This is a genomic window from Tardiphaga sp. 768_D3_N2_1 (assembly GCF_052076105.1).
In the GTDB taxonomy this organism is placed as follows: domain Bacteria; phylum Pseudomonadota; class Alphaproteobacteria; order Rhizobiales; family Xanthobacteraceae; genus Tardiphaga.
Map to the genome: position 1 here is coordinate 3,812,098 of NZ_CP197245.1, position 16,837 is coordinate 3,828,934.

The window sequence follows — 16,837 nt, forward strand, 5'->3', positions numbered from 1 at the left end:
CAAATGTCGCAGCAGGGCGTTCCGGAATTGCTGCAACCGGAGTTCCCCGATGAGCCTTCTGAAATGGGCGCTGATCTTCTTTCTGATTTCCGTCGCCGCCGGCCTGTTCGGCTTCACCGGCATCTCCGCCGCGACGGCGGATGTCGCGCGCGTGCTTTTCTATATTTTCCTCGTGATCTGTATCGTGCTGCTGGTCTTGGGGATCACGATCTTTCGGGCCTGACGCGCCCGCCGGCGGCCGGCGCGCCAATCCGGGATCTAGTGAATGCCGACGCCGACTAGCCGATCGACCAGCGCGCGATCGGCGGTCAGCACGTCCGGCGTGCCGCTCCAGCTGGTCCGGCCCCGCTCCATCACCATGACGCTGCTGGCAAAATCCAGCGCGCGTTCGATCTGCTGCTCGACCAGAATGATGGTGACTTCATTGGTGGCGGCCAGCTTCGCGAGCAATGCCATCAACTCGTCGCAGATCACGGGCGCCAGACCTTCCAGAGGCTCATCGAGCAACAGGATCGAGGGCTTGCCCAGCAGCGTCCGGGCCATAGACAGCATCTGCTGCTCGCCGCCTGACAGCTGCTTGCCGTAATTGCCGCGGCGCTCGCGCAGGCGCGGAAACATCGCATAGGCCTCATCGAGCGCCGAGACCGGCCGCCCCTTCAGCCCGGTGCGCAGATTCTCCTCCACCGTCAGCGAGGCGAAAATGTCGCGGGTCTGCGGCACATAGCCGATACCGAGGTCAGCGCGTGCAGAGGTGCGCCTGATCGTGACGTCCTGGTCACCGATCCGGATCTCACCGCCATGGCGCGTCGTCAGGCCCATCAGCGTCGCCAGCAGCGTGGTCTTTCCCATGCCGTTGCGGCCGAGCACGGCCAAACGATCGCCAGCCTTCACCGAGAACGAAACGCCCTCGATGATCCGGGTCGGGCCGTAACCGGCGCTCAGATTCTGTATCTCAAGTGGGGCGGCGGGCATCGGCATAGCTCCCCAAATACGCGCGGCGCACTTCGTGATCGGCGGTGACCTGATCAGGCGATCCCTCGAAGATCAGCCGCCCGGCTGCCAGCACCAGCACGCGCTTGGCAAACTTGAACACCAGATCCATGTCGTGCTCGATCATCAGCACGGCGATATCAGGTGGCAAACGATTGATCGCCTCGAGGATTTTGGGCGCCTCGTCATGCGGCACGCCGGCGGCGGGCTCGTCGAGCAGCAGCACCTTCGGATGCAGCGCGAGACCGATAGCGAGTTCGATCAGGCGTTGCTGGCCATAGGCGAGCTCGACCACCTTGCGATAGGCGAGCTTGTCGAGACCCAGATGGCTCAGGATCTCGCTCCACTCGGCACGCACCTCCGGCAACTCGGTCGATGACGAGAAAAACCGGCGCGTGATCCGCTTACGCTGCATGATCGCCAGCGCGACATTGTCGGCGACGGTGAGATTGGCGAACAGCCGCGTGGTCTGGAACGTACGCACCAGACCGCGACGCACGCGATCGGGAATGCTGAGACCGGTGATCTCGTCACCACCCATGAAGAACTGGCCTTCGCTCGGTGCGATGTCGCCGGTGATCAGATTGACCAGCGTGGTCTTGCCAGCGCCATTGGGGCCGATCAGCGCGACGCGGTCGCCTGTCGTCAATTTGAAATTGACGTCGCGCGTCACATGCAGACCGCCGAAGGAGCGCGAAACGCTGCGGGCTTCGAGAAGATCGCTCATGCGACGCTCCCCTTGCGCCTGAACTTCGCCCAGAGCAACAGAACCGGCTCGATCAAACCGCGCGGAGCGAACACCACGATGAGAATGAGCAGCAGGCCCACGAGAGTCATCCAGTGGAATGGATTGGCTGCGGCCACGATATGCTCGAAGATCATGAAGATCACCGTGCCGGCCAGCGCGCCCCACAGATGCCCTGCACCGCCGAGCACCAGCATCACCAGAACTTCGGCTGATCGTTCGAAGCTGACGCTGTCGAGGCCGACAACGCCGGTCGAGATCGCTGTCAGCGCTCCACCGATCCCGGCAACGGCACCAGCAACGCCATACATCACGACGAGGCGCGGATAGATCGAGACACCGATCATCTTGGCGCGCAGATCGTCATCCTTGATGCCGCGGCACATGAGGCCGAATGGCGAACGGACGAAACGCTGCAGCACCACGAAGGTAATCACCAGCACGCCGAGCGAGAACACGAAAGCCGTGCGGCTATACATGTCGAACCCAAACACGCCGAACACCTTGCCGGGCTCGATGCCCGACAGGCCGTCGCTCCCGCCCGTGAGCCAGGATAGTTTGTTGGCGAGACCGGCAATGAGCTGACCGACCGCGATCGACAGCACGAGCTGCGGCAGTCCACGAAAGCGGGTGATCAATGCGCCGGAGATGAGGCCCATCACCGTGCCGGCACACAGGCCGACGGCGAGCAATGCAATGGGATCGCTGACGCCGCGGATACAGGCGATGCCGGCGGCATAGGCGCCCACTCCGAACTGCGCGGCATGGCCGAGCGTGGCGACGCCGCAATAACCGGTGACGAGATCGAGCGACAGCACCAGGAAGGCGATGCCGATCAGCCGCGTCAGGAAGGCGAGATCATCCGGATAGAGGAAATAGCCGATGGCACCGAGCGCCAGGATGACCAGTGCACCCGCGGCCTCTTGGGCGAACGGGATGCTGCGCTTGTGCGGAACGTGAGTCGCGGCGACGTCGCTCATGCGTGCGCCTTGCCGAACAGGCCGTGCGGAAACAGAAACACGATGACGATCACCGACAGATAGAAGAAGAAATCACCGAATTCCGGCGCGAGATATTTTCCGGTCGTGTCGGCAAGGCCGAGCAGAAGCGACGCCGACAACGCACCAAGGATAGAGCCGGCACCACCCACGGAGACGACAACAAGGAACGTCACCATGTAGCGCAGCGCGTAGAACGGCTCGATCGGCAGGATCTCCGCACCGACCACACCGCCAAACGCGCCAAGCCCGATGGCCAACGCGAAAGTCGCCGCATAGATGATCTCGGTACGGATGCCGAGCGCATCGGCCATGTCGCTGTGATCGACAGAGGCGCGCAGCTTGATGCCGAATTCGGTCTTCTCGATCAGGAACCAGAGCGCCAGCGCCACGACGATACCGCAGGCGATGACAAAGACGCGGTGCGTCGGCAGCATGCGGAAGCCGATATCGAGCGGGCCGCTCAAGGTCTGCGGCAGCGGGATCGGCTTCAGCGACGGGCCGAAAATGAAATTGACGATGCCGATGATGAAGAAGGTGATGCCGATGGTCATCAGCACCTGGATCAGCGGATCGGACTTACGATAGATGCGGCGATACAGCAGCAACTCGAACGGGATCGAGGCCAGGATCGTCCCGACCACGGCGATCAGGATGGCGACGCCGTAATGCACACCGAGATCGCGTAGCGCATAGGAAGCGAGATAGCCGCCAATCATCGCGAAGGCGCCATGGGCGAGGTTCACCACCCGCATGAGGCCCATCATGATCGACAGGCCGATGGAGATGATGAACAGCACCATCCCGTAGGCGACGGCGTCGGTCATGATGCTGAAAATGGTGCGCATGAGTGATCCTATGCCGAATGCGCAGCCGAGCGCCATTCGCCCTGGTGCGGCATGGCGTCTTGCTTCAAGACGTCATGAACGACGGCGCCTCGTACCATTGTGAGCAGAACCTGTGTCGATTTCAGCAAAGCGGCATCCGTGGTGAAGGGGTCGCGGTCGAGCACGATCAGGTCGGCCGCCATGCCGTTCTCCAATGTACCACGCCAGTTCTCCTGCTTCATCGCAATGGCGCCGCCAACGGTATAGCTGTGGACGGCTTCACGGACGGTAACCGCCTCGCCTGTCCCGATCGGCGCACCGCTGTCGAAGGCACGGCCCACGGCATCGCCGATGCCGTCCCATGGCGACCATGATCCGGTCGGCGCATCGGAGCTTGCGATATAGGTGACACCGGCATCGATGACGGTGCGGCCAGGATAGCAGACATCGGCGCGCGGCCCGAAGGCACCCGTGATCGAGCGTCGCATCCGCGTCAGGAAACTCGGCTGTGTGACGACGAGTGCGCCGAGCGCCTTCATTCGCGCGAAACCACCTGCGGGCGGCACGAAGTAATGCTCGACCCTATGACGGACATCAACACGCGGATGCGTGGCTTGTGCCTTCTCATAGGCCTCGATAATGCAGTTGATGGCGCGATCACCCGTGCAATGCACAGCAACTTGCCAGCCATCGGCATGGGCCTCGCCGATCACGCGCTGCAATTCGGCCTCGTCGCGCATGAACATGCCGCGCGACGGCGTATCCGCAAAATCCTCGCTGACCGCAGAGGTCCGCCCTCCGACAATGCCGTCGGCAAAGTATTTCAAGGTCATGGACTGCCAGTCGGCATCCAGCGCTGGTTTCAGTTGACGCTCAGCAGCCTCCGAGGGATCGAGCTGATTCATGAATCCGAGCCGCATGGGCTGCGTGGCGCCCTGAGCGCGCATTGTGTTCCAGACTGCGAATTCTTCGTCAAAACCGACGGTAAAGCCGACGGCCGCTTCCACGGCGGCAACGAGGCCGAGTTTCGTGCTGTCGATGATCGTGCTGCGCAGTGCGTCGATCAGTTCAAGCGTATCCAGCGGCGGCACCGAACGGAACACTAGTTCAGCCGCACTCTCCACGGCGCTGCCATCGAGACGTCCGTTCGAATCGCGGCCGAAATGGCCGCCTTCCGGATCGGCAGTGCGATCATCGATATTCAGCAACTCAAGCGCCGCGCTGTTAGCGACGCCGATATGGCCGCAGAAGCGGCGGATCATCACGGGATGATTGGGAATGACCGCATCGATCTCCGCACGCGTCGGCAGGCGATGCTCGGCAAGACCGTTCTCGTCGAGGCCGGCGGCATAGACCCACTTGCCAGCGGCGAGCTCCGTCGCGCGGGCAGCGAGCAGATCGAGCACGCCAGTGATCGATGCCGCATCACGCGGCGTCACCGGCACCTGCAAGCGCGCATGCGCAATGGCGAACAGATGGATATGCGCATCGGTCAGGCCGGGGATGACCGTCGTGCCGTTGAGATCGATGGTCTCGTCGGCAGCTGGCGCGGCATCGGCGGTGCCGGTCCAGATCACCTTGCCATCGCTGACGACGATGCTTTCCGCGGGAACTTCGTCCCAGGCGGAACGATAGATACGGCCGTTGGTCAGCAGGATGGAAGGCACGGCATGGGTCATCGGAGACTTAAACATCTGGAGATTCCGAGGCGCACGCAGCCGGTGCTGCACGCGCCTCGGATTGGCTAGCTCTTACTGCTTGCTGAGCGCCCAATCGGGCTGATCGGCAAAGGTCTGCTCTTCCTTGTTGATCAGCTTGCCGTCCACCTTCGCCACGCTGCGCACATAGACGTTCTGGCGGATGTGGCGGGTGGCGGGATCGATCGATACCGGACCGCGCGGCGAGACCCACTTCATGTCCTTCACCGCGTCTACCGCCTTGGCCGGGTCGCGCTTGCCGTCGGTGGCTTCGATCATCTTGTAGATCAGGCGCGCGCCATCGTAAGCCGCGACCGAGGTCATGGTGACCTCGTCCACATTGGCGCCGCCCTTCTTGAGCTCCGCGAGGAACGCGGCGTTTTCCTTCGAGTCATGCGACACCGAATAGTGATAGGTCGACAGGATGCCGATGCCGGGGTCGCCGATATTCGGCAGATCCGGCTCGGTCACCACGTCACCCGTCGACATCAGCTTGACGCCGCCGGCCTTGAGACCGTTGTCGAGATAGGCCTTCACGAAGCCAAGGGTCGGCGGACCCGACGGCAGGAAGGTGAAAATCGTGTCGGCGCCGGAGTCCTTGATACGCTGCATGATCGGGCTGAAGTCGGTGGTGGCGAGCGGAATACGGACCGCCTCGACGACGGCGCCACCCTCGCCTTCAAAGGTCTTCTTGAACGCTGCTTCGGCATCGATACCCGGACCGTAATCGCTGACCGCGATTGCGACTTTCTTGGCGCCGTTCTTGAACGCGACCTTTGCCGCCGGCACCGTGTTCTGCCACATGGTGAAGGAGGTACGGACGATATAGGGGCTCTTCTCAACGATGGCCGAGGTCGCCGCATTCATCACGATCAGCGGCGTCTTGGATTCTTCGAGCAGCGGCGCAACCGCCAGCGCGTTCGGCGTAAAGTAGATGCCGGCGAGATACTGCACCTTGTCCTTGACCAGCAGCTCCTGCGCCAGCGCCTTCGACTTGGCGGGGTTCGGGGCTTCCTCGTCCTTGTAAACAAACTCGACCGTGTGATTGCCTACTTTGTTGCCATTCTGCGTAACCCAGGCGTCGATGCCCATCTTGAAGTTCTTGCCGAACAGCGCATACGGGCCCGAAAACGTGCCGATGACGCCGACCTTGATGACGTCGGCGGATGCAGTACCGGTCATCAGGCCAAGAATGGCCAGAGCCAGGATCGATTGAGCGCCTTTATTCATTGCAGTAGTCCCCGTTACAAAAGTTGGAAAGCTATTCGGCAAACCTGTATTCAATAAACGTGCCTAACTGGCGCGTTTCAATTCGACAAGACGCGACAGATTGCAGCGTCAGAACATCTCGAAATATTCCCGCTGCTCCCAGTCGGAGACTTCCGCCTGGAAGCGATCGATCTCAGCATTCTTGATGTGCGTATAATAGTCGACCATCGTCGCACCCATCTTCTCGCGGAAGAACGGATCTTCCTTGAGCGCAAAGGTCGCCTCGCGGAGCGATTTCGGCAGCAGATCGGCATTGGTTTCGTAAGGCGTATCGGCTGATGGGCCGGGATCGAGCTTGCGATCGACGCCGTCAAGACCAGAGAGGATCTGCGACGACATATAAAGATAAGGGTTGGCCGCAGGCTCGCCGACACGGTTTTCGATGCGCGTCGCGGAATCGCCGGCGCCGCCGAGCACGCGCAGCATCGCGCCACGATTGTCGCGGCCCCAGATCGCACGATCCGGCGCCAGAGAATAGGAGCGATAACGCTTGTAGCCGTTGATGGTAGGCGTCGTGAACACCGTCGCCGCGCGCGCATGCGCCAGCAAACCGGCGAGATAGCCGCGCCCGAACGGCGATAGCGGCTGCGTCTCATCCGATGACATGAATGCATTGGCACCGGTGTCGCGCGAGACGATCGACTGATGCAGATGCCAGCCCGATGACACGACATTGGGAATTTTCGGCCGGCACATGAAGGTGGCGTGATAGCCGTGGCGATGCGCGATCTGCTTCACGGCGCTGCGAAACAGCACCATGCTGTCGGCGGGCGTAAGGCCCACCGTCGGCTGGAACGTGAATTCGCACTGGCTCGGGCCGTATTCGACCTCCACCGACCGCAGCGGCAGATTGAGCGCCAGCACATCACGCCGGATGATCTCCAGCACCGGCTCCATCTGATCGTAGCGCTGCTCGGTGAGATAGTTGTAGCCGTGCGACAGCAGGCTCACTTCCGGCGGATTGCCGGGCTGGCCGGCATCCTCCGGCTTCATCCGCTCGTTCTCGACGCGGAAAATATGAAATTCGACTTCGAGGCCCGCGATAAAATCGTAGCCGCGGTTGCCGAGATCGCCGAGCACCCTCTTGAAGAGATTGCGCGTCGCGAACGGCACCGGGCGGCCATCGGCAAAATGCACGTCGCAAAGGAGCCAGCCGGTCTCCGGCGCCCAGGGCAGAATGCGAAACGTCGTCGGATCGGGAATCATCAGGACGTCGGCCGCGCCCTGCATTTCGGGAATGCCGAAACCGCCACCCGCAGTGAACACCGGAAACACCGTCTTGTGCGACGTGTCCTTGGCGAACATGGTCGTGGTGATCGAGCAGCCGCTTTCAAGGCAGCGTAATGCCTCGCTGGCGATCAATGTCTTGCCGCGCAGGATGCCGTGCTGGTCCGGAAACGACAGCCGGATCACTTCGAGCTTGTGCTCTTCGACCATCCTGCGCAGCCGGACCGCTGCTTCCTTCTGCTCCGCGGACCACAAACCGTGACGTTCAACGAAACTCAACGCACTCTCCCGCGGCTGTTCTGATCAATCTTCATTCTGCCGCCGGCAGATGCACGACGTTGGATCCCGGCTCGGTCTGATCCGCCGGCACAGGCGCCATCCAGGGCGCGCCGCGGCGACGGGCGACGTCGACCTCCATCCAGTAGGTTTCCCAGCCCTTGCTCGGCCCGATGCCGTCCATAGTCCCCGGCCCTTGAATGCTCCGCGCGCTGTCGGCGTCGAGGAACAGCATCGGCTTCTGGCCACCGGCGACCTTCTCGATCTCCGCACGCAGCAGCTTGCGATAGGCGATGATCGCCTTGTCGCTGGAGCCGAGATGCTCGCGGGTGCGGTCCTGGATCTTGCCCATCGATTCCACCGCCCACTGGTCGTGGACATTGATGTCGGCGCCCATGCCCGTATAGGTCTCGTGCTTCTGCTCGTGCGGATCGAAGCCGTAGTCGTTACGCTTGTTCTTGCGCGAGGTGTAATTCGGCAGCTCGTAAAGTTCGAGCCGCTGGTCGGTCATCTTCTTCTTGTCCACCGGCTTGGTGTAGCTGGTGAAGATCGCATACCAGTAGCAATTTTCGTCGTCCACCGGCACATGCCACTGGGTGATTGTCATTTCCGAGCTCATGGGAATGACGAAGCCATGCGGGAACAGCTGGTTGGTGACGCGCACATGGGTGCGCTCTTCATCGAGCTCGCGCAGCGCAATGAGACGCAGGCCGTATTCAGTCGATTCCACATTGATGATCGGGCGATCATATTCGCGCAGGATCTTGGTCATCGGCACTTCCGTGCCGGCCGATGCACCGCGGAATTGCTTGCCATAGGACGCCTTGACGTCCTCGTCCTCGAAGAAGCGATGCAGGAACGAGGCATGAGCAGGATCGATGCCGACCTCCAGCGCCTGCAGCCAGTTGCATTCGAACAGGCCCTTGAAGGCAAAGGTGTACTGTTCGGGCGCAGCAAAGCAGTCGATTTCCGGGAAAGCCGGCGGCTCGCCTTCGCCGAGATAGGTCCACAGGATGCCACCCTTCTCGACCACTGGATAAGCGCGCTGCTTGATGCCCTGGCACAGACGGGAATTCTTCGGTTCGGCCGGCGTCTCCAGGCACTTTCCCTCGACGTCGAACAGCCAGCCATGAAACGCGCAGCGCACGCCGCCGCCTTCGAGACGACCGAAAGCGAGGTCGGCGCCGCGATGCGGACAGTCGCGATCGAGCAGACCGTAGCGGCCCTGTTCATCGCGGAAGAGGACGAAATCTTCGCCGAGCAATTTGACCGGACGGATGGGACGCTCGCCTTCCAGCTCGGCGGTAAGCGCAGCGGGCTGCCAATACATGCGCATCAGCTTGCCGGCGGGCGCCTTGGGCCCAATGCGGGTGATCAGGTCGTTCTGCTCTTGGCTCATCATGGCAAGATTTCCTTTTTAACTCTGGCGATGCGCCGCTTAACGCTGAAATACGATCTTGCCGCCGACCATCGTCATATCGGCAGTGATGTCCTTGATCTGGTCGTCCGGCACCGTCATGAAGTCGGCGGAGAGCACCACGAGATCGGCCAGCTTGCCGGCCTCCAGCGTCCCCTTCCGCGTTTCCTCAAACATGTAGCGCGATGCCGCACTGGTATAGAGACGAAGCGCCTGCTCGCGCCCGATCGCTTCGGACGCGCCATAGACCTGGCCGGCAGGGTCCTTCCGCGTCACCATGATATACATCGTGAGGAACGGGTTCAGCGGATTGACCGGGAAATCGGTGCCGGCGCCGAGATTGTCCAGTCCCATTTTCTCGATCAGGGTGCGCGTCGGGACCGCACGATCCGCTGTCGGCCTGCCGAGGAAACGCGCGACCGTCGCCGCCTTGTCCCACATGAAGGCGTTCTGGAAATCAATCCGTGCCCCGACGCGGCGCGCCCGCTCCATCTGTTCGGGGCGGATCAGGCTGGCATGGATCAAAACGAAGCGGCGGTCCTTGATCGACTTTTCCTTGTCGGCGGCCTCGAACGCATCCAGCACCTGATCGATGCCGAGGTCGCCGACGACATGAACGCCGACCCGCCAGCCGCGATTGTTGGCGATCGACACCAGCTGCTTCAGCCGCTCGGGCGTGACCTGCGCGATCCCATGATAATCGTCATGCGAGTCCGGATAGGCCTCGCGCATCATGGCCGTCTTCAGGGTCATGCCGCCGTCATAGAAAATCTTGATGCCGCCGAGCTTCAGCCAATCGTCGCCGAAGCCCGACGTGGCGCCGTTGCCGCTCATGATGGCGTCCCAACTGGCCGAGTCTGCGGGCGGTTCCGGTCGAAACATCGTTCCGACCCGCACAGTCGCATCGCCTGCCACAGCGAGCTTTTGCAAGATCTGCGTCTCGCGCGCGCTTGTCGCCCCCTCGACGACGCTGGTGATACCGAGGCGATTGAGCGCGGCCTCGGCGAGACGATATTGCCGCAACTCCTCGTCTTCGGTGAAGGGCGGCACGATGTTCTCGACCAGCGGGATCGCCGTCTCGACCAGCACGCCATTGATGTCGCCGCTTACGTCGCGCTCGAATGAGCCGCCGGCTGGATCGGGCGTGCTCTTGCCGATGCCCGCCTTCTGCAACGCCAGCGAATTGGCCATCGCAAAGTGACCGACGGTCCGCAGATAGACCGGATTGTTCGGCGAAACGCTGTCGAGCTCCTGGCGGGTCAGGTAGCGCTTTTCCGCGAGCTGCGATGGCGGATGCCAACCGCCGGTCGTAATCCATGCGCCGGGCTGTTTCTTCGCAACGAACGCTTTGATGAGCTCGAGCGCGCCGGCCACGTCTTTGGCGCCGCCGAGATTGACCACATAGTCGCCGAGCCCGGCCGCTCTGAAATGGGCGTGGGTGTCGATCAGGCCAGGGACCACCGACTTGCCGGCGAGGTCGATGACCCGGGTCTGCGGACCCGCGAGCGGCTTGATGACAGCGTCGCTGCCGACCGCGAGGATCTTGCTGTCGCGGATCGCCAGCGCTTGCGCGATCGTCGATTGGCCGTCGAGGGTGAGGATCTTGCCGCCCGTCAGGACAACCTGAGGGGCGTTCTGGTCAGATTGCTGCGCCACAGCCGGCAAGACCGAGGCGCCAACGGCGATTGCCCCCGCAATGATGGATTTCGCAACCAGGTGCATCTCGCCGCTCCACCAAAATGTTCAATAGACGAACGAACGTGCGAATATTAGCGTTGGACTAATTCTAAGCAAGCAGAATTTTGCAGCATGAACTGATGCGTTAGTGAGCAAATGCAGCAATTCACGCCTAAAGCATCACCTTGCGCAGAACGAACACTTGTTCAATATACGGACGCAATTCAGGAGCTGATGATGTCGAAGACTTTGAATTCGCGGAAGGATCGGACTCAGGGAGCGCGCTCGTGAGCGGCCTCGTGATCATCGGCGCCTCTTACGCGGGCGTCCAGGCCGGCATCAGCGCGCGCGAGAAGGGCTATCAGGCGCCGATCCGCATCGTAGCCGACGAAATCCATCTGCCCTATCAGCGACCACCGCTGTCCAAGGCATTTCTGTCTGGCGACGTCGCGCACAACAGCCTTTTCCTCCGCGGCGAGGACTATTTCAAGACCCAGGGGATCGAGCTGGTGCTGGGCCATCGCGCCATCGGGCTCGATCGTGCAGCCGGCCGGATCGCGCTGGAAGGTGGCGACAGCCTATCCTTCGATCAACTCGTCATCGCCACCGGCTCGCGCGCGCGGCGCCTCAGCGTACCCGGCCATGAGCGCGACGGCATCGTCTATCTGCGCACGCTCGACGATGCCCTGCATCTCAAGCCCCGGCTCGAAGCGGCAAGTGACGTCGTCATTGTCGGCGGCGGCTTCATCGGCCTCGAAGTGGCATCGACCGCTGCCAAGGCCGGCAAGAAGGTGACGCTGATCGAGGCGCAGTCGCGCCTGCTGGAACGCGCGGTGTCGCCGCTGATCTCGCAATTCCTTCTGGATAGCCATCGCTCCCATGGTCTCGACATCCGCTTCAACGAATCCGTCGTTGCCATCGAAGGCAATGGCGCCGTGCATGAGGTCGTCTGCTCCAGTGGCGTGCGGGTGCGCGCCGACCTGATCGTCGCCGGCATCGGCGGCATCGCCAATGACGAGCTGGCCGCGCAGGCCGATATCACCTGCACCAATGGCATCGATGTCGACGAACACGGCCTGACCAGCGCGCCGAACATCTATGCCGCCGGCGACGTCAGCAATCACCACAACGGCTTTGCCGGCCGCCGCGTGCGGCTGGAAGCCGTGCAGAACGCCACCGATCAGGGCAAGGCTGTGGGCGCGATAATCGCCGGCAAGCCGGAAGCCTATGACGCAGTGCCGCGTTTCTGGTCGGATCAATATGACGCCAAGCTGCAGATCGTCGGCCTCTCTGCGCCGACCGACAGCGCGGTGATCCGCGGTTCGATGGATGATGGCAAGTTCTCGGTGTTTTATTATCGCGACGGCAAGCTCACCGCCGTCGACAGTATCAACCGGCCGGGCGACCAGATGATCGCGCGTCGCCTGATCACCGCATCGCTGTCGCCGACGCCGGAGCAGGCCGCCGATCTGTCATTCGATCTGAAAAAGTTCGAAGCAGGAAAATAGGTCGGACCCGCGGCTCATGCCCAAGATCAAGCGCCCCGACGACGAACGCGGCAATACCGACTTCATCGAGAGCCTCGATCGCGGCTTACGGGTATTCGAATTGTTCGGCGCGCATTCGCGCCCGATGACGCTGAGCGATGTCGCCAAGGCCGCCGATCTGCCACGTGCCACTGCGCGCCGCATCCTGTTTACCCTGGAACGCAAAGGCTATGTGACCAGCGACGGCAAGCTGTTTGCGCTCTCGCCGCGCGTCCTGGCGCTGGCCGGCTCCTACATGACCTCCAATCAGGTCGTCACCATCCTGCAGCCGGTGCTCGACAGCATCTCCAGCGACGCACAGGAAATTTCGTCGCTCGCGGTGCTCGATGGCCATGAGGTGATCTTCGTCGCCCGCGCCAGCCCGGCGCGGGTGTTCTCCGCCGGCATCGATCTCGGCTACCGGCTGCCCGCGTTCTGCTCGTCGGTGGGCCGCGCCATGCTCGGCAAGTATTCCAACGACGACCTCACCGCAACGCTGGATGCCATGGATCTCGTGGCGATGACGCCCTTCACGGTGACCGACAAGGAACTGCTGAAGGCCACCATCATCACCGATCGCGAGAAAGGCTACTCGCTGGTCGACCGCGAGGCCGAACCGGGCTTCCGCTCAATCTCCGTGCCCGTGCGGCGCTACGATGGCGCCATCGTCGCCGCCATCAATATGGGCGCCCATGTGGACCGCGTCTCCACCGGGGAAATGATCGACCGCTTCCTGCCGCTGCTGCGCGATGCCGCCGACTCGGTGAGACCGCTGCTTCTTTGATCCGACTGGACAGCCCATGCCCCATCTCGTCATCGAACACTCCACCGACGGCCATGGCGGCCTGTTCGACGCCACCAGCCTGATGCAGGCCCTGCATGATGCAGCAGCTGCTACCGGCGTGATGCAGGCGGGGGACATCAAGGTCCGCGCGATGGCCTATACGGACTATCTGCTTGCTAGGGAGCGCGACGGCTTCTGCCATGTCACCGTATCGATGCTCGAAGGCCGCACGCCCGAGCAGAAGGTTGCCGTCAGCGAAGCGCTGCGGGCTGCGATGGCCAAACTGCTGCCACAGACCAAGAGCCTCAGCGTCGATATCCGGGACATGGACCCCGTCGCCTACAAGAAGCGACTGAACGACTAGATCCTGCCCCCAAACGAAAACGGCGCGACATTCCCTCGGGAGTGCCGCGCCGTTCTCAATTCAGGTCGGCTGCGGTCACCTTATGGCGACCGCGCCGGAGGTCCGCTTAGACCGCGTCCTTCGCAGCCTTGACCGGGCGGGCGCGCACGATCTTGCGAGCCGGCTTGGCCTTGAAGGTCATGGCTTCGCCGGTGAAGGGGTTGGTGCCCTTGCGTGCCTTGGTGGCGGGCTTCTTGATGACGACGAACTTGGCGAAGCCCGGAACGAGGAACACGCCGCTCTTCTTCAGCTCTTTGTAGCCCAGGGTCGCCATGGTCTCGATGACGCCCTTGACGTCCTTCTTCGAGAGCTCGGTGGTCTCAGCGATTTTCTCGATGAGCTGCGACTTCGTCATTTGGTCTGCCATTTTGCACCTTTTGGTTTGCCGTGATTCGGTGAGACAGACACTATGAGGAATTACGGGAAAAAACCCGTGCTCAATGAAATTTTCACAGATTTTGCCGGGAAAAATGGTGTTTTTTGACCGTCAGGACCCGATTCGACTTGTACGGCAGGGTTTCGGGCACCTCGCAAGCGCAAAATACTTGAAATAAAGGGCCTACGGATTCGCTGGAAGTGACGGAAACGCACCGCAAAAATCACCCGCAGATTCGCCCCCCTCACCACATGGTCTGGCGCGCCCTCTCCGGCCATTGCCGGTCATATTCCGGACCGCCAACCCGGCGCTCGCTCATCTCGGCCAGGATCTCGCCGGGCGTCGGCAGGGTCTTCGGATCGATGCGCTTGTCGGGATTCCAGAGATCGGACCGCACGATGGCGCGGGCGCACTGGAAATAGATCTCCCCGACCGTCATCACGATCACCGTGCGCGGCGCCTTCTCCTCCACCGCGAACGACGCCAGCAGGTCCGGGTCCGTCGAGAGATGCGCCGTCCCGTTGATGCGGAGCGTGGTGCCGGCACCGGGGATCAGGAACAGCAGCGCGATGTTGGGATCGCGCACGATGTTGCGCAGGGAGTCCACGCGATTGTTGCCGCGGCGGTCCGGCATCATCAAAGTGCGCTCGTCATGGATGCGGACGAAGCCCGGTCTGTCGCCGCGCGGTGAGCAATCCAGCCCCTCCGGCCCGGTGGTCGCCAGAGCGGCGAAGGGTGAGACCTCGATCAACCGCCGGTACTGCGCCGTTACGCAATCCGCGACCTTGGCGGTGGAGGCTTCGCCGATGTCATCGAGGCGGCCGTAGATCTCTTCGAGCTGCTCGATGGTTTCGATCACCAACATGGCCGTACTCCCCCTCGCCGTATCTATTGACCCCTGATGACCCGTATCAGGTCATCCGCATGATCTTCCGCGACACCGATATTGTTGATCGTGACGTCGGCACCTGATGTCTCGACACTGCGCTTGAGCCGATCGCCGATCGGGCCATCGCTTGAGCGTCCCCGCGCCGCAAGTCGCGCCGCAAGCACTTCCGGCGGCGCCGTGATCGACACCACGACGACATCTTCATAAGCGGCACGTAGCGCCGGGATAGCCGTCCGCGAGATATTGGCAACGACATTGCGGCCGGCACGAAGCGCGTCATCGATCGAGCGCGGAAGCGCATAACAAAGACCATGCGCTTCCCAGTGGACGGCAAAGGCGCCGCTGGCCTGTGCCTGACGGAACGCCTCCAGCGTGACCTGCGCATTATTCTCGAATTCCGACGCCTCGCGCGTCACCACGCGGCGCGTGAACACCACATTGTCGTCATCCGCGCAGGCGGCCCGCGCCAGGCCGATCAGCGTATCCTTGCCGGCACCCGACGGGCCGACCACCAGCACCAACCGGCCGGGGCCGATCCGACCTGATTGCGGTTCGGATATCGCCGCGGTGTCGGTCATGCGACGCGATGTCCTTCGCGCCAGACGCTGCGCACCACCGGCACATCACGGGCGACATGGACACGGATTACGTCGGCGCGCTTGCCGACTGCGATTTCGCCGCGGTCCATGAGGCCGACGGCTTCCGCGGGCCGCTTGGTCACAGTGCGGATCGCCCTGGCCAGATCGATCGAAGGGACCTTGCTCGAGAGCTGCAACGCTCCCATCAGCAGGCTCGACGGCACATAGTCCGACGACAGGATGTCGAGCATGCCTTCACGCGCAAGATCGATCGCCGCGATGTTGCCGGAATGCGAGCCGTTGCGAACGACATTCGGCGCCCCCATCAGGATGCCGATGCCGGCCTTGTGAAGACCATGTGCCGCTTCCATGGTCGTCGGGAATTCCGCCACCGACACCTTGTCGGCGATCGCCTCATTCACATTACCGTCCGTGGTGTCGTCATGGCTCGCCAGCGGAATATTGCGTCCATGCGCGAGCGCCACAATCGCGCGTGTATTGCTGGCAGCATATTGCTGCTGGCATGCGAGCCTATTGGCGAACAGGAGATCGAGTTCAGCGTCGGTCTTGCCGCTTTTGCCGCGGTAATAGGTGCGCAGCTTTTCCTCGTCGCGGAACTGGCGCTGGCCCGGCGTGTGATCCATCAGCGACATCAGCCGCACTTCCGTCTTCCCGAGCAGCGCCTTGGCTTCCTCGACCACCGAGGGCATCGGAATCTCGCAGCGCAGATGCAGGAAGTGATCGACCCGCAGCAACCCGGAATCGCTTGCAGAGGCAATGGAATCCACCAGCACGCCGGCATAGCTGTCGATGCCCTGGCTGGAATCCTCACAGCCGACCCGCACCGAGTCGAGCACGGTGGTGATCCCCGAGGTGGCGAGCTGGCCGTCATAGGACACGACCGCCGCGACGGGATCCCAGAACACCTTCGGCCGCGGCATGAAATGCGCTTCGAGATGATCGGTGTGCAATTCGACGAGGCCTGGCATGATCAGGTCGCCCTTCGCATCGTCGCTGCCCCGCGGCGCATCGCCCTCGCCGAATTCAGCGATATGTCCATTGACGAAGGCGACCCAGCCCTTGTCGATCACGCGGTCGGCGAGAACGATCCTGGCGTTGCCGATGACGGTTTCGGTCGGTGATGCGGTCATGGTTCTC

17 protein-coding genes are annotated in these 16,837 nt (G+C 62.4%); 4 read left to right on the top strand and 13 right to left on the bottom strand.

Annotated features, from left to right (window positions below):
* Positions 1–49 precede the first annotated feature (49 nt).
* The gene (locus AB8A27_RS17925; protein WP_089265352.1) at positions 50–223 is read left to right on the top strand and encodes a DUF1328 domain-containing protein; all 174 of its coding nucleotides are present in this window, start codon (positions 50–52) and stop codon (positions 221–223) included.
* Between the two features lie 35 nt (positions 224–258).
* Here the strand turns inward: AB8A27_RS17925 and AB8A27_RS17930 are convergent, their stop codons facing one another.
* The 9 genes from AB8A27_RS17930 to AB8A27_RS17970 form a co-directional block, all read right to left on the bottom strand.
* On the bottom strand, positions 259–972 hold the full coding sequence (locus tag AB8A27_RS17930; RefSeq protein ID WP_441243068.1) for an ABC transporter ATP-binding protein: 714 nt from the start codon (positions 970–972) through the stop codon (positions 259–261).
* Positions 953–1,717: an ABC transporter ATP-binding protein gene (locus AB8A27_RS17935; RefSeq protein WP_441243069.1), complete on the bottom strand. Its 765-nt coding sequence runs from the start codon at positions 1,715–1,717 to the stop codon at positions 953–955. Before AB8A27_RS17935 ends, AB8A27_RS17930 begins: the two co-directional genes overlap by 20 nt.
* Positions 1,714–2,715: a branched-chain amino acid ABC transporter permease gene (locus tag AB8A27_RS17940; RefSeq protein WP_441243070.1), complete on the bottom strand. Its 1,002-nt coding sequence runs from the start codon at positions 2,713–2,715 to the stop codon at positions 1,714–1,716. Before AB8A27_RS17940 ends, AB8A27_RS17935 begins: the two co-directional genes overlap by 4 nt.
* Entirely contained in the window at positions 2,712–3,581 is an 870-nt protein-coding gene (locus AB8A27_RS17945) for a branched-chain amino acid ABC transporter permease (protein WP_441243071.1), read from the bottom strand. Before AB8A27_RS17945 ends, AB8A27_RS17940 begins: the two co-directional genes overlap by 4 nt.
* Positions 3,582–3,589: 8 nt before the next feature.
* A complete protein-coding gene (locus AB8A27_RS17950; protein WP_441243072.1) occupies positions 3,590–5,254 on the bottom strand; it encodes an amidohydrolase in 1,665 nt (554 codons plus the stop codon).
* A 57-nt stretch (positions 5,255–5,311) separates the two neighbouring features.
* Positions 5,312–6,487: an ABC transporter substrate-binding protein gene (locus tag AB8A27_RS17955; protein ID WP_441243073.1), complete on the bottom strand. Its 1,176-nt coding sequence runs from the start codon at positions 6,485–6,487 to the stop codon at positions 5,312–5,314.
* Positions 6,488–6,595: 108 nt separating this feature from the next.
* A complete protein-coding gene (locus AB8A27_RS17960; protein WP_441243074.1) occupies positions 6,596–8,032 on the bottom strand; it encodes a glutamine synthetase family protein in 1,437 nt (478 codons plus the stop codon).
* A 31-nt stretch (positions 8,033–8,063) separates the two neighbouring features.
* Complete coding sequence (locus AB8A27_RS17965) at positions 8,064–9,431, bottom strand: aromatic ring-hydroxylating dioxygenase subunit alpha (RefSeq protein ID WP_441243075.1); 1,368 nt, start codon at positions 9,429–9,431, stop codon at positions 8,064–8,066.
* Between the two features lie 36 nt (positions 9,432–9,467).
* A complete protein-coding gene (locus tag AB8A27_RS17970; protein ID WP_441243076.1) occupies positions 9,468–11,168 on the bottom strand; it encodes an amidohydrolase in 1,701 nt (566 codons plus the stop codon).
* A gap of 242 nt (positions 11,169–11,410) precedes the next feature.
* Between AB8A27_RS17970 and AB8A27_RS17975 the strand changes: the two genes are divergently transcribed.
* Genes AB8A27_RS17975 through AB8A27_RS17985 form a run of 3 tightly spaced genes read left to right on the top strand, consistent with a single transcriptional unit; the run spans position 11,411 to position 13,797 of the window.
* Positions 11,411–12,631, top strand: a complete 1,221-nt coding sequence (locus tag AB8A27_RS17975) for an NAD(P)/FAD-dependent oxidoreductase (RefSeq protein WP_441243077.1) — start codon at positions 11,411–11,413, stop codon at positions 12,629–12,631.
* Positions 12,632–12,647: 16 nt separating this feature from the next.
* On the top strand, positions 12,648–13,433 hold the full coding sequence (locus AB8A27_RS17980) for an IclR family transcriptional regulator domain-containing protein (RefSeq protein WP_441243078.1): 786 nt from the start codon (positions 12,648–12,650) through the stop codon (positions 13,431–13,433).
* 16 nt (positions 13,434–13,449) lie between these two features.
* Positions 13,450–13,797, top strand: coding sequence for a 5-carboxymethyl-2-hydroxymuconate Delta-isomerase (locus tag AB8A27_RS17985; protein ID WP_441243079.1), 348 nt, complete (start codon positions 13,450–13,452; stop codon positions 13,795–13,797).
* Between the two features lie 106 nt (positions 13,798–13,903).
* Here the strand turns inward: AB8A27_RS17985 and AB8A27_RS17990 are convergent, their stop codons facing one another.
* The 4 genes from AB8A27_RS17990 to AB8A27_RS18005 form a co-directional block, all read right to left on the bottom strand.
* Complete coding sequence (locus AB8A27_RS17990; RefSeq protein WP_068735221.1) at positions 13,904–14,203, bottom strand: HU family DNA-binding protein; 300 nt, start codon at positions 14,201–14,203, stop codon at positions 13,904–13,906.
* 253 nt (positions 14,204–14,456) lie between these two features.
* Positions 14,457–15,077 (bottom strand): pyridoxamine 5'-phosphate oxidase family protein, encoded by a 621-nt coding sequence (locus AB8A27_RS17995; protein WP_441243080.1) that lies wholly within the window; start codon positions 15,075–15,077, stop codon positions 14,457–14,459.
* Positions 15,078–15,100: 23 nt separating this feature from the next.
* Positions 15,101–15,679: a phosphonate metabolism protein/1,5-bisphosphokinase (PRPP-forming) PhnN gene (gene phnN, locus AB8A27_RS18000; protein WP_441243081.1), complete on the bottom strand. Its 579-nt coding sequence runs from the start codon at positions 15,677–15,679 to the stop codon at positions 15,101–15,103.
* Positions 15,676–16,830 carry an alpha-D-ribose 1-methylphosphonate 5-triphosphate diphosphatase gene (locus tag AB8A27_RS18005; protein WP_441243082.1) on the bottom strand — a complete coding sequence of 385 codons (1,155 nt, stop codon included), beginning with the start codon at positions 16,828–16,830 and terminating at the stop codon, positions 15,676–15,678. Before AB8A27_RS18005 ends, phnN begins: the two co-directional genes overlap by 4 nt.
* Between the last annotated feature and the right edge of the window lie 7 nt (positions 16,831–16,837).